Raw genomic sequence first — 12,377 nt, forward strand, 5'->3', positions numbered from 1 at the left:
GAGCCTGTCGGACTTTGGGCGTCGAAAGCGAGAATGCGCCCCGGCGAGACCAGTTTTTGCCGGATTCGCCGCCCCATAGTGGTGCTATGGGGCAAGAAGCCGGTGAAAAATGGGCCGCTGCGGCGCATTCGCCGCCGACGACTCCAAAGTCCGACAGGCTCCTAGTGTCAGGGCAGTAGGGGGTGAGTAATACAGCTATGGAATGGCCTGGGCAGCGCAAAGGCGCAACGGGCTCAATGCCCCTGCGCCACCTTCTCGCCCGCCTTGAGGCGGTACACCGTGCCGCAATAAGGGCACTTGGCCTCGCCCGTGTGCGCCACGTCGAGGTACACGCGCGGGTGGCCGCTCCACAGCTGCATGCCCGCCTTGGGGTGGGGGCAATACACCTCGCCCTGGGGGCTCAGGTCTTTGGCCTGCAATTCGACGACGGCTTGCGACATGCTCACACCTTGGTCAGCCAGTGGGCGTATTTGGGATTGCGGCCGTTCACGATGTCGAAGAACGCGTTCTGGATTTTCTCGGTGACGGGGCCACGGCGACCGCTGCCGATTTCGATGCGGTCGAGCTCGCGGATCGGCGTGATCTCGGCCGCGGTGCCCGAAAAGAAGGCCTCGTCCGAGATATACACCTCATCACGCGTGATGCGTTTTTGCACCACGTCGATACCAAGGTCCTTGCAGATGTGCAGCACGGTGTTGCGCGTGACGCCGTTGAGCGAGCCGGCCGAGAGGTCGGGGGTATAGACCACGCCGCCCTTCACGATGAACACGTTCTCGCCCGAGCCTTCGGAGACGAAGCCGGCCGCGTCGAGCAGCAGCGCCTCGTCGTAGCCGTCGTCCGTGGCCTCCATGTTGGCGAGGATGGAGTTGGTGTAATTGCTCACCGACTTGGCCTGCGTCATGGTGATGTTGACGTGGTGGCGCGTGTAGCTGCTGGTCTTGACGCGTATGCCCTTGGTGATGCCGTCTTCACCGAGGTAGGCACCCCAGGCCCAGGCCGCGACCATGACGTGGATGGTGTTGCCCTTGGGCGAGACGCCGAGCTTTTTGTCGCCTATCCACACCAGCGGGCGCAGGTAGCAGGCATCGAGCTTGTTTTCGCGCACCACGGCGCGCTGCGCCTCGTTGACCTGCTCCTGGCTGAAGGGAATCTTCATGCGCAGGATTTTGGCGCTGTTGAACAGGCGCTCGGTGTGTTCTTGTAAGCGGAAAATCGCCGTGCCATTGACGGTGTTGTAGGCCCGCACCCCTTCGAAGGCACCGCAGCCGTAGTGCAGCGTGTGCGTCAGCACATGGATTTTGGCGTCGCGCCAATCGACCATCTGGCCATCCATCCAGATCTTGCCGTCACGGTCGGCCATCGAGGGAACTACGGGGCTCATGGAACTTCCTTTGGTGTGTCAGTAGGGAGAAACCAAGCAGGCGTGGCTGCTTGGGCAAAATTTCATTTTACGGCGCCGGCCTCATGCAGTGCAGACTCGGGCGCGCGCACGAGCTGCCACTGCACGAGCCGGCCCGCACGGAAATGCGCTTCGACGTACGCGCCCGCCGCATCCGTCCAGCGAAAGACCTCAGGCTCCTCCCCGTCGGCGGACTGCCCGGCGCCGAGCGCACGCGCGAGCGCGAGCACGTCGAGCAGCGCCAGGCCCGGGCGCAGGCGCGCATGCAGCATCACGGCGCTGTCCACGTAGCCCACGGGGCGTTCTGCCGCGCGCCGCAACACGGTCGTGAGGCGCGTGAAGTGCAGGAGCAGCCACATCACGAGCGCCGCGGCGGCGATGGCCACGCCACGCCAGCCGTATGCGCGGTACGACAGCCACGGCAGCGCCAGGGCAACCAGAGCATAGAGGAGTGAACGCGCTTCAAATCGGACCATGGCACGCAGGGATGGCGGGGTGAATAGCAGCAAAAGATGGCGCCGATTGTGCCGCCCCGCACGCCCCGATGCCGCCCCTCCTGCGGCACACTCGGGGTTTTCTTTGCAGCGACCGCATTCCATTTGCTATGACTTGGCATACCTGGTGGATCTATCTGCTTGCCGCCGTGGGCCTGTCGCTCACGCCCGGCCCCAACAGCCTGCTTGCGCTCACGCATGGCGCCCTGCACGGGCACCGGCGTACGCTGTTCACGATCGCCGGCGGCGCGCTCGGCTTCATGACGCTGATTGCTCTGTCCATGCTGGGTATAGGCGCGCTGCTGCAGGCCTCGTCGCACGCCCTCACGGTGCTTAAATGGGTGGGCGGGGCTTATCTCGTGTGGCTAGGGGTTCAACTGTGGCGCGCGCCGCCGCTGCAGCTGCAGGCTGCGGACGAAGCACACCTCCTGCGCCCCCCGCGCCGCGCACAGCTGTTTCGCCAAGGGCTGTTTGCCGCCGTGTCCAACCCCAAGGCGCTGCTTTTTTATGGCGCCTTTCTGCCCCAGTTCATCGACCCGGCGCGCAGCCTGTGGCTGCAGTTCGTGGTGATGGCCGGCACCTTCATGGTCACCGAGTGCTGCGTGGAGTTTTTGCTCGCGCGGCTCGCGCACTTCATTCGCCCGGCGCTCGAGCGCATGGGCAAACGCTTCAACCGCGTCTGTGGCGGCCTGTTTGCGGCCATGGGGCTGGCCTTGCCGCTCACGCGCTGAGTGCGACGCAACCAAATTTATAGCTGCTCACGCTTGCTGGATAAGCGCTAGAGCCCAAAATGACCTGAAATTCCAGAAGCCCTCAGAAAGGCATCTTGGGCATGCCGCCGCCCAAGCCTTTCATGCCGCCCATTCTCTTCATCATCTTCATCAGGCCGCCGCCCTTCATTTTTTTCATCATTTCCTGCATCTGCTCGAATTCCTTGAGCAGGCGGTTGACCTCCTGCACCTGCACGCCCGCGCCCTGGGCGATGCGTTTTTTGCGTGAGGCCTTGATGATGTCGGGCTTGCGGCGCTCGAGCGGCGTCATGCTCTGGATGATGCCTTCCTTGCGGCGTATGTCTTTTTCGACCTTGCCCATATCGACCTTGCCCGCCTGCGCGCTGAGTTGCGTGGGCAGCTTTTCCATGAGGCTGGAGAGCCCGCCCATCTGCTTCATCTGCTGAATCTGCGCGAGAAAGTCGTTGAGGTCGAACCCGTCGCCGCTCTTGACCTTGGCGGCGAGCTTTTGCGCGGCATCCAGATCGACGTTGGCCGTGACCTGCTCGACCAGCGCGACGATGTCGCCCATGCCCAGCACGCGACCCGCGTGGCGTTCGGCGTCGAACAGTTCGAGACCGTCGATTTTTTCCGAGACGCCCGCGAACTTGATCGGCGCGCCCGTGATCTGGCGCACCGACAGCGCCGCGCCGCCGCGCGCGTCGCCGTCGAGTTTGGTGAGCACGATGCCCGTGAGCGGCAGCGCCTCCTTGAAGGCACGCGCGGTGTTGATGGCGTCCTGCCCCTGCATGGCATCGACGACGAACAGGGTTTCGACCGGCTGCAGCGCCGCGTGCAGCTCCTTGATTTCCTGCATCAGCGCCTCGTCGATCGCCAGGCGCCCCGCGGTATCAACCAGCAGCACGTCGAAATAATGCTTTTTGGCGTAGTCGAGCGCGGCGCGCGCGATCTCGAGCGGCTTTTGCTCGGGCGAGCTCGGGAACCACTCGGCCCCGGCCTGGCGCGTCACGGTCTTGAGCTGCTCTATGGCCGCAGGCCGGTAAACGTCGCCCGAGACCGTGAGCACTTTTTTCTTGCGCTTTTCGATCAGGTACTTGGCGATTTTTGCCGTGGTCGTTGTTTTGCCCGCGCCCTGCAAGCCGGCCATGAGGATCACGGCGGGCGGCTGCGTGGCCAGGTTCAGGTCGGACACGCCTTCGCCCATGGTGGCGGCGAGCTCGCGGTGCACGATGCCCACCAACGCCTGGCCGGGCTTGAGGCTGCCGAGCACCTCCTGCCCCAGCGCCTTGTCCTTGACGCGCGCAATGAAGTCGCGCACCACGGGCAGGGCTACGTCGGCTTCGAGCAGGGCCATGCGCACTTCGCGCAGCATGTCCTGCACGTTGGATTCGGTGATGCGGGCCTGGCCGCGCATTTCTTTGACGAGGCGCGAGAGTTTGTCGGTCAGAGCGGAGGCCATAGGAACAAGGAGCTAAGGGGTGAGTGGGGCGTTGCAACGCGGTGCGTCTGGTGCAGCGCCGGGCCGGCTGCAAAGCAAAGGCGGCAGGTACCTGCGCGAGGGAGCTTGCGACGATCGCCGCGGGATAAACTGCTGGCCATGATTTTACCGAGTGCCTCTCCAATCGGCTGGCTGCTCGCGCTCGCGGCGGCGCTGGCCTACGCCGCTCCGGCGCTCGCGGCCGCACGGCTGCGCGAGGGCTGGGCGCGGCGCGCCTTGGGCTTGGCCTGGCTGTTGCACGCGGCGGCGCTCGGCTGGGGGCTGTGGGGCGAGGTGCCGCGCTTTGGCTTTGCGCCGGCGCTGTCGATGACGGCCTGGCTCGCGCTCACGGTGTATGCCATCGAACGCCAGCTGTTCCCGCAACTGCGCGCGCGCTGGATGCTGGCGCTGTTGGCGGCGCTGAGCTTGCTGCTCGCACAGCTGTTTCCGGGCCAGCCACTGCATGCCACGGCATCCGCCTGGCTGCCGCTGCACCTGGCGCTGGGCATCGCCTGCTATGGCCTGTTTGCCGCCGCGGTGGTGCACGCCTGGCTCATGACGCGCGCCGAGCGCCGCATCCGCCAGGGCCAGGACCCGGACAGCGGCATGCCGCTGCTCACGCTCGAGCGCCTGACGTTTCGCTTCGTCGCGGCGGGCTTCGTGCTGCTCACGGCCACGCTGTTCGCAGGCATGCTGTTTGGCGAGCAGCTCTACGGGCGCGCCTGGCGCTGGGAGCACAAGACGGTGTTCTCGCTGCTGTCCTGGCTGGCCTTTGCCGTGCTGCTGCTCGGGCGCGCACGCTTTGGCTGGCGCGGGCGCAGCGCGGTGCGCGTGCTCTACGCCGGCGCCGCGCTGCTGCTGCTGGCCTACGTGGGCTCGCGCTTCGTGCTCGAAGTCGTTTTGCACCGCAGCGTATGAAGTACCTGCTCGTGCTCATCGTCGTGGCCGTGGGGGCAGCCTGGTGGCGCAGCCAACAGGCCCCAGCGGCCCGCTCCAAGTCTGTCCCGCCACGGCGCACGACCCCCGAAAACATGGTGGCCTGCGCGCACTGCGGCGTGCACCTGCCGCGCTCCGAAGCCCTGGTGCAGGACGGAAAATTTTATTGCTCGGCGGCGCACCTGCCGCGCAGTGCGCCAGACGCCGTGCCGCCGCGCTGACCATGGCTTTGCTTCCCCGCTCGGCCCTGGACGATAGGCCCTTCGTGCGCCTGTGGCGTGGATTTCTCACAGGCCGGGTCATGGTGGCGCTGGCCTTGCTGGTGCTGCAGGGCTTTGGGCTGGCACTCAACCACACCTGGGAGCCCGCTGCGCTGGCCATCTGCCTGGCCTACCTCTGCGGCGCCTTGGCGCTACGTGTTTGGAAGCGCCATGCGCCGCCGTCGCCTGCCCTGGGTCCGCAATGGCTGGTGAGCATCGGCATGGACCTGGCCGTCGTGTGCGCCCTGCAATGGCTGCAGGCGGGCGGCATGAACTACACGCCCTTGTTTGGCCTGCCCATTTTGCTCGCCGCCGTGCACGGCACGCTGCTGCTGGCCCTGGGGACGACGGCCATCGTCAGCCTGCTGCTGCTCGCCTGGGCCTGGTGGCTCAATGCCCACGGCATCGGGGACGAGGCACAAAACTACCTGCAAGGCGCGCTCGCGGGCATGGGCTATTTCATCGTCGCCTACCTCGCGCATGAGCTGGCCGCGCGCCTGGTGCGCGAGCAGCAGCATGCGCAGCAAAGCCTGATGACGGCGCAACTGCAGTCCGAGGTGAGCGCGCTCGTGATCCAGAACCTTGACGACGGCGTGCTGGTGCTCGATGAGCATGCCTGCGTGCACATGGCCAACCCGGCCGCCCTGCTATTGCTGGGAGGCAAGCACCTGACCGCCGTACCTTTCTCTCTCACTGCGGGCACTCGCAGCGCCACCTGGCAGCCGCTGGTGGCACTGGCACAGCGCAGCTTCGTGCAAGGCCACGCACAAGCCGCCGATGTTTATCTGCAATATCCTGATGAAAGCCCGGTAGCGCTGCATGTGCGCACCTGGCTGACACCGTCGCGCACAGCCCCTGGCGCGCCACCCCAGCCTGCTTTGACGGCGCGCACCGACGAGCGCCTGTGCGTGATGTTTTTGCATGACCTGCGCACCATGCAGGCGCGGCTGCGCACCGAGAAACTCGCTGCAATGGGGCGCATGTCGGCCGCGGTGGCGCACGAAATCCGCAATCCGCTGGCCGCCATCACACAGGCCAACGCGCTGCTCGAAGAAGACTTGCACGAGCCAGCGCAACGGCGCCTTGCGCAAATGGTGCGCGAGAACGCCGAGCGGCTCGCGCGCATCGTCGACGACGTGCTCGACATCGCGCGCGTGCAACAGCAGGCGCAGCTCGCGCCCGACGCCACGCTGGCACTCGACGACAGCGTGGCGCGCATCTGCGGCGAATGGCAGGCGCAGGAACCCAACCGACGCCAAGTGCACGTGGCCCTGCATGCGGGCCATGCGCAGGTCGCGTTCGACGCCGAGCACCTGCGCCGCGTGCTCTACAACCTGCTCGACAACGCGCTGCGCCACCAAAGCCGTGCGCCCGATGCGCTACAGGTGAGCACGCGCACCACGCCCAACGGCCAGGCCAGCCTGCAGGTCTGGAGCGACGGCGCGCCCCTCGACAAATCGGTCGAGCGCCACTTGTTCGAGCCCTTTTTCTCCTCGCAAAGCCGCTCCAGCGGTCTGGGCCTTTATATTTGCCGCGAGTTGTGCCAGCGCCACGGCGCGGGCATCAGCTACCAGCGCCTGCCGCGGCCCACCCGCCGTGGCGACGTCGAAGGCAATGCCTTCACGGTACTGTTCCGCCCCACAACCCAGCCAGCTGCCGCGGCCTCGCTGTTCGACACCCTCGTGGTTTGATCCATCCCGTATGACCAGCCCCGCTTCCATCCTCGTCGTCGATGACGAACCCGATCTGCGCACGCTCTACGAACTGACTTTGCTGCGCGAAGGCTACCGCGTGGAAACCGCCGCCACCTTGCAGGAGGCGCGCGCGCAGCTGCATGGACAACAGTTCGACGCCGTCATCACCGACATGCGCCTGCCCGACGGCTTCGGCATGGAGCTGCTGCAGGAAGTGCGCGCACAGCAAAGGCGCGAGCGCTGCGTGGTCATGACCGCTTACGGATCGGCCGACAACGCCGTCGAAGCCCTGCGCGCCGGTGCGTTCGACTACCTCACCAAGCCCGTCGATCTCAAGCAATTTCGCGCCGTCGTGGCCTCTGCCGTGCAAGGCATGGGCGGCGTGCCCGCGCCACGCGCAGCGCGCAGCGCGGCGCAGTTGCATTCCGCCACGACCCCGGCCGACGCCAGCGCAGAGGCCAGCGCAAAGGCGGCCCTGGCGCGGCTCGTCGGCGATTCGCCCGCGATGGTCCAAGTCAAGCAGCGCATCACCAAAGTCGCCAAAAGCATGGCGCCGGTGCTGATCCTCGGCGAATCGGGCACTGGCAAGGAACTGGTGGCGCAAGCGCTGCACGCGTGCAGCCAGCGCGCCGACGGCCCCATCATTGCCGTCAACTGCGGCGCGATCCCCGAACACCTGCTCGAAGCGGAGTTTTTCGGCGCGCGCAAGGGCTCCTACACCGGCGCCATGGCAGACCGCGAGGGCTATTTCCAGGCCGCGCGCGGCGGTACGCTGTTCCTCGACGAGATCGGCGACCTGCCGCTGGCCATGCAATCCAAGCTGCTACGCGCCATCCAGGAGCGCAGCGTGCGCCCGCTCGGCGCTACGCAGGAAGAGAGTGTGGACGTGCGCATCGTGAGCGCCACACACCGCGAGCTCGCGGCCGACGTGCAGGCCGGGCGCTTCCGACAAGACTTGTATTACCGCCTGAACGTGATCGAAATCCTGGTGCCGCCCTTGCGCGAACGGCGCGAAGACCTGCCCGCGCTGTGCGCGGCGCTGCTCGGGCGCATCGCGCAGGAAAGCGGCGTGCCCGCACCGCGCCTGACCGAACGGGCGCTCGCCGCACTGGCGCAGCACCCGCTCACGGGCAACGTGCGCGAGCTCGAAAACCTGCTACACCGCGCGCTCGCACTCAGCGACGGCGCCGAACTCGAACTCGAAGCGGCACTCAGCCCCTCCCGGGCTGCGCCTGCCGCCCCAGTGCCCAGCGCTGCGGCGCAAGCGGTCGGAGATGTCGCAGAGGCGGGATACCTCAGCGATATGGCAGCGCCGAGCGCCGCGCCGCAAGAATTGCCCCAAGACCTGCAGGCCTGGCTCGACCGGCAGGAGCGCGACATCCTGGTGCGCGCCCTGCACGAATGCGGTTTCAATCGCACGGCGGCCGCCGCGCGCCTGGGTATCAGTCTGCGCCAGATGCGCTACCGCATCGACCGTCTGCACATCGCGCTGCCCGGCGAGCCGGATGCGCCGCAGGAGGCACGGGATGCACAAGGCTAAGGCGGCCACGCCGTGGCGCGGCGACGGCCGGCATGCTGGCGCCACCTGGCTCGCGTCGCCCCATTTCGGCCCTCGGCCAGCCGGGGGCGAGGTGAGTCTGATCGTGCTGCACTCGATCAGCCTGCCACCGGGCGAATACGGCGCGCAGGCCGTGCAGCGGCTCTTTGCGGGCACCCTCGCCTGGGATGCGCACCCCTACTTCCAGAGCATCCGCGGCCTCGAAGTGTCGGCGCATTTTTTCATTGAGCGCACGGGGCGCCTGTGGCAGTTCGTCGATTGTGATCAGCGCGCCTGGCACGCGGGCGCTTCCAGCTATCAAGGCAGGAACAACTGCAACGACTACTCGGTGGGCATAGAGCTCGAAGGGCTCGAAGGCGGGCCGTTCGAGCCGGCGCAGTACGAGGTCCTGGCCGACTTGTGCCGCGACCTTGCCGGGCGTTACCCCATCACCCACGTGGCCGGCCACGAGCACGTCGCGCCGGGACGCAAACACGACCCAGGGGCCGGCTTCGACTGGGCGCGCCTGCAGGCAGCGCTCGCCTGGCCTGCGGAATATTTCCCCTGCGCTACGCAGTCGGCCCAGCGGCGCTGAGGCGCAGCCGGCGCCCAGCACCCGCCAAAAGTAACGCTGCTTATAAACGCTACCTGTAGTGTTTTTTATGACCTCAAAGCACTAAATCTAGTGCTATAGTCTCCGCCAGCGGCACTCACAACGACGCCCTGCGCGCCCAAGAACAGGTTTTGCGCGCCACGCTTTCACGACCGCCCCCAAAGGACGAGAGGACTTCCCATGCAAACTGCCATGCCATCACCTGAGCCCCTTGGCTTTCGCACCCCACAAGGGCAGACCGCCGCTGCAGCACCTGCGAGCGCCAGCGCCTTCGCCCACTACCAGATCATTCGCCGCAACGGCGCCGTCGTGCCTTTCGAGCCGCAAAAAATCGCCATCGCGATGATGAAAGCCTTTCTCGCGGTGCACGGCACGCAGGGCGCGGCTTCGGCCAGCGTGCGCGAAGTGGTCGATGGCCTGACGCAGGCCGTCACGCGTGCCCTGATACGCTCGCGCCCCGGCGGCGGTACCTTCCACATCGAAGACGTGCAGGACCAGGTCGAGCTCGGCCTGATGCGCGGCGGCCACCACGAAGTGGCGCGCGCCTACGTGCTCTACCGCGAGCGCCGTGCGCAGGAGCGCGCCCAGCAGGCCGCTCAGCAGGCCCCCGCAGCGCCGCAGTTGCATGTGCTCGACGGCGGCGCGCGCGTGGCACTCGACCTGCAGCGCCTCGAGGCGCTCATCGCCACCGCCTGCCAGGGCCTGGGCGCGGACGTGCAAGCGCAGCCCATCGTCGCCGAGACCTTGCGCAACCTGTACGACGGCGTGCCCATGGACGAGGTCTATAAAGCCGCCATCCTTGCAGCGCGCACGCTGATCGAAAAAGACCCTGGCTACACCTACGCCACCGCGCGCCTGCTGCTGCACACCATCGTGCGCGAGGTGCTGGGGCGCGACGTGGCGCCCGGCGAAATGGCGCAAAGCTATATCGATTACTTCCCGCAATTCATCCGCAAAGGCGTGGAGCACGAACTGCTCGACGAGCGCCTGCTGCAATTCGACCTGCCGCGCCTTGCGGCAGCACTGCGCCCCGAGCGCGACTCGAAGTTCGACTATCTCGGTCTGCAAACCCTGTACGACCGCTACTTTTTGCACGTGCGCAAACAGCGCATCGAGCTGCCACAGGCCTTCTTCATGCGCGTGGCGATGGGGCTGGCGCTCAACGAGGTGGAGCGCGAAGCGCGCGCGATCGAGTTCTATGAGGTGCTGTCCTCGTTCGACTTCATGAGCAGCACGCCCACGCTGTTCAACAGCGGCACGCTGCGCTCGCAGCTCTCGAGCTGCTACCTGACCACGGTGCCCGACGACCTCGACGGCATTTACGAAGCCATCAAGGAAAACGCCCTGCTGTCCAAATTTGCCGGCGGCCTGGGCAACGACTGGACGCGCGTGCGCGCGCTCGGCAGCCACATCAAGGGCACGAACGGCGAGTCGCAGGGCGTGGTGCCCTTTCTCAAGGTGGTCAACGACACGGCCGTGGCCGTGAACCAGGGCGGCAAGCGCAAGGGCGCCGTCTGCTGCTACCTCGAAACCTGGCACCTGGACATCGAGGAATTCCTGGAGCTGCGCAAGAACACCGGCGACGACCGCCGCCGCACGCACGACATGAACACGGCCAACTGGATTCCCGACCTGTTCATGAAGCGCGTGCTGGAAAAGGGCACGTGGACGCTGTTTTCACCATCCGACGTGCCCGACCTGCACGACAAATTCGGCGCCGATTTCGAGGCCGCCTATGTGGCCTACGAAGAGAAGGCCGCGCGCGGCGAGATCAAACCCAGCAAGACCGTGCAGGCGGTGGACCTGTGGCGCAAGATGCTGAGCATGCTGTTCGAGACGGGCCACCCCTGGATCACCTTCAAGGACGCCTGCAACGTGCGCTCGCCGCAGCAACATGTGGGCGTGGTGCATTCGTCCAACCTGTGCACCGAAATCACGCTCAACACCAGCGACAGCGAAACCGCGGTGTGCAACCTCGGCTCGGTCAACCTGCTGCAGCACCTCAAGGACGGCCCGGCAGACGCGAGCGGCCAGCCCACCAAGGTGCTGGACCACGACAAACTGCGCAAAACCGTGGCCGTGGCCATGCGCATGCTCGACAACGTGATCGACATCAACTACTACGCCGTGCGCAAGGCGCGTGACGCCAACCTGCGCCACCGTCCCGTGGGGCTGGGCGTGATGGGCTTTCAGGACGCGCTGTACGAACTGCGCATCCCCTACGCCTCGCAAGAGGCGGTGGAATTCGCCGACGCCTCCATGGAAGCGCTGTGCTACTACGCCTACTGGGCGTCGAGCGATCTGGCGCGCGAGCGCGGCAGGTATTCGAGCTACCAGGGGTCGCTGTGGGAGCGCGGCATCCTGCCCTTCGACACGCTGGACATGCTCGCGCAAGCGCGGGGCGGGTACCTTGAAGTCGATCGCAGCATGCGCCTGGACTGGGACGCACTGCGCCACAAGATCGCGCAGGACGGCATGCGCAATTCCAACTGCGTGGCCATCGCGCCCACGGCCACCATCAGCAACATCATTGGTGTCGATGCCTCGATCGAGCCCTCGTTCGGCAACCTGTCGGTCAAGAGCAACCTCTCGGGCGAGTTCACCGTCATCAACGGCTACCTCGTGCGCGACTTGAAGCGCCTGGGCCTGTGGGACGACGTGATGGTGCTGGACCTCAAGCACTTCAAGGGCTCGCTGCATCCGATAGACCGCGTGCCGCCCGACCTGAAGGCGCTGTATTCCACCGCCTTCGAGATCGAGCCGCGCTGGCTCGTCGAAGCCGCCGCACGCCGCCAGAAGTGGATCGACCAGGCGCAAAGCCTCAACATCTACATGGCCGGCGCCTCGGGCAAGAAGCTCGACGAGACCTACAAGCTCGCCTGGCTGCGCGGCCTCAAGACGACGTACTACCTGCGCACGCAAAGCGCCACGCACGTCGAGATGAGCACCGTGAACCGCCAGCAGCTCAATGCCGTGGGCACGGGGCAAGGCGGCGCACCGGCAGCTTTCGCTGCCGCGTCCGGCACGGCAGGCGTGCTCGATGCGGTAAACGCGACGGCCACTGCGTCAACGGCTGCGCTGCCGGCGACCGACGTCAAATTTTGCGCCATCGACGATCCGACCTGCGAAGCCTGCCAGTGAGGCTGCTCCGCACGCACTCCAGACGCCTGTGCATGCAAAAAAACCTTGTCAGAGCACGCTGGAGTGCTTTTCATTTTGCAGCACTGCTTTCATAA

12 protein-coding genes are annotated in these 12,377 nt (G+C 66.2%); 8 read left to right on the forward strand and 4 right to left on the reverse strand.

Annotation, left to right across the window (positions count from 1 at the left end):
* Nucleotides 1-14 precede the first annotated feature (14 nt).
* Nucleotides 15-179, forward strand: a complete 165-nt coding sequence (locus FK527_RS17215) for a hypothetical protein (RefSeq protein ID WP_186298384.1) — start codon at nt 15-17, stop codon at nt 177-179.
* 54 nt (nt 180-233) lie between these two features.
* Here the strand turns inward: FK527_RS17215 and FK527_RS04825 are convergent, their stop codons facing one another.
* The 3 genes from FK527_RS04825 to FK527_RS04835 all read right to left on the reverse strand — a co-directional run bounded on the left by FK527_RS04825 (nt 234) and on the right by FK527_RS04835 (nt 1,875).
* Entirely contained in the window at nt 234-440 is a 207-nt protein-coding gene (locus FK527_RS04825) for a zinc-finger domain-containing protein (RefSeq protein ID WP_144730543.1), read from the reverse strand.
* Nucleotides 441-442: 2 nt separating this feature from the next.
* Nucleotides 443-1,381: a branched-chain amino acid transaminase gene (locus tag FK527_RS04830; RefSeq protein ID WP_144730546.1), complete on the reverse strand. Its 939-nt coding sequence runs from the start codon at nt 1,379-1,381 to the stop codon at nt 443-445.
* 62 nt (nt 1,382-1,443) lie between these two features.
* Nucleotides 1,444-1,875 (reverse strand): glycerate kinase, encoded by a 432-nt coding sequence (locus FK527_RS04835; RefSeq protein WP_144730549.1) that lies wholly within the window; start codon nt 1,873-1,875, stop codon nt 1,444-1,446.
* A gap of 128 nt (nt 1,876-2,003) precedes the next feature.
* Between FK527_RS04835 and FK527_RS04840 the strand changes: the two genes are divergently transcribed.
* Nucleotides 2,004-2,624 carry a LysE family translocator gene (locus FK527_RS04840; protein ID WP_144730552.1) on the forward strand — a complete coding sequence of 207 codons (621 nt, stop codon included), beginning with the start codon at nt 2,004-2,006 and terminating at the stop codon, nt 2,622-2,624.
* An 82-nt stretch (nt 2,625-2,706) separates the two neighbouring features.
* On the opposite strand, the gene ffh is transcribed toward FK527_RS04840, so the two are convergent.
* Nucleotides 2,707-4,083, reverse strand: a complete 1,377-nt coding sequence (ffh, locus tag FK527_RS04845; protein WP_144730555.1) for a signal recognition particle protein — start codon at nt 4,081-4,083, stop codon at nt 2,707-2,709.
* A 138-nt stretch (nt 4,084-4,221) separates the two neighbouring features.
* On the opposite strand from ffh, the gene FK527_RS04850 reads away from it, so the two are divergent.
* The 6 genes from FK527_RS04850 to FK527_RS04875 all read left to right on the forward strand — a co-directional run bounded on the left by FK527_RS04850 (nt 4,222) and on the right by FK527_RS04875 (nt 12,282).
* Nucleotides 4,222-5,019 (forward strand): cytochrome C assembly family protein, encoded by a 798-nt coding sequence (locus tag FK527_RS04850; RefSeq protein ID WP_144730558.1) that lies wholly within the window; start codon nt 4,222-4,224, stop codon nt 5,017-5,019.
* Nucleotides 5,016-5,258 carry a PP0621 family protein gene (locus FK527_RS04855; protein ID WP_144730561.1) on the forward strand — a complete coding sequence of 81 codons (243 nt, stop codon included), beginning with the start codon at nt 5,016-5,018 and terminating at the stop codon, nt 5,256-5,258. The genes FK527_RS04850 and FK527_RS04855 overlap by 4 nt, the downstream gene beginning before the upstream one ends.
* A 2-nt stretch (nt 5,259-5,260) precedes the next feature.
* Nucleotides 5,261-6,988, forward strand: a complete 1,728-nt coding sequence (locus FK527_RS04860) for an ATP-binding protein (protein WP_144730563.1) — start codon at nt 5,261-5,263, stop codon at nt 6,986-6,988.
* A 10-nt stretch (nt 6,989-6,998) separates the two neighbouring features.
* A complete protein-coding gene (locus FK527_RS04865; RefSeq protein WP_144730566.1) occupies nt 6,999-8,531 on the forward strand; it encodes a sigma-54-dependent transcriptional regulator in 1,533 nt (510 codons plus the stop codon).
* The gene (gene ampD / locus FK527_RS04870) at nt 8,518-9,123 is read left to right on the forward strand and encodes a 1,6-anhydro-N-acetylmuramyl-L-alanine amidase AmpD (RefSeq protein WP_144730569.1); all 606 of its coding nucleotides are present in this window, start codon (nt 8,518-8,520) and stop codon (nt 9,121-9,123) included. Before FK527_RS04865 ends, ampD begins: the two co-directional genes overlap by 14 nt.
* A 198-nt stretch (nt 9,124-9,321) precedes the next feature.
* Nucleotides 9,322-12,282 carry a ribonucleoside-diphosphate reductase subunit alpha gene (locus FK527_RS04875; protein WP_144730572.1) on the forward strand — a complete coding sequence of 987 codons (2,961 nt, stop codon included), beginning with the start codon at nt 9,322-9,324 and terminating at the stop codon, nt 12,280-12,282.
* Nucleotides 12,283-12,377 lie beyond the last annotated feature (95 nt).

It is taken from the genome of Extensimonas perlucida (genome assembly GCF_007655255.1).
Lineage (GTDB): Bacteria > Pseudomonadota > Gammaproteobacteria > Burkholderiales > Burkholderiaceae_C > Extensimonas > Extensimonas perlucida.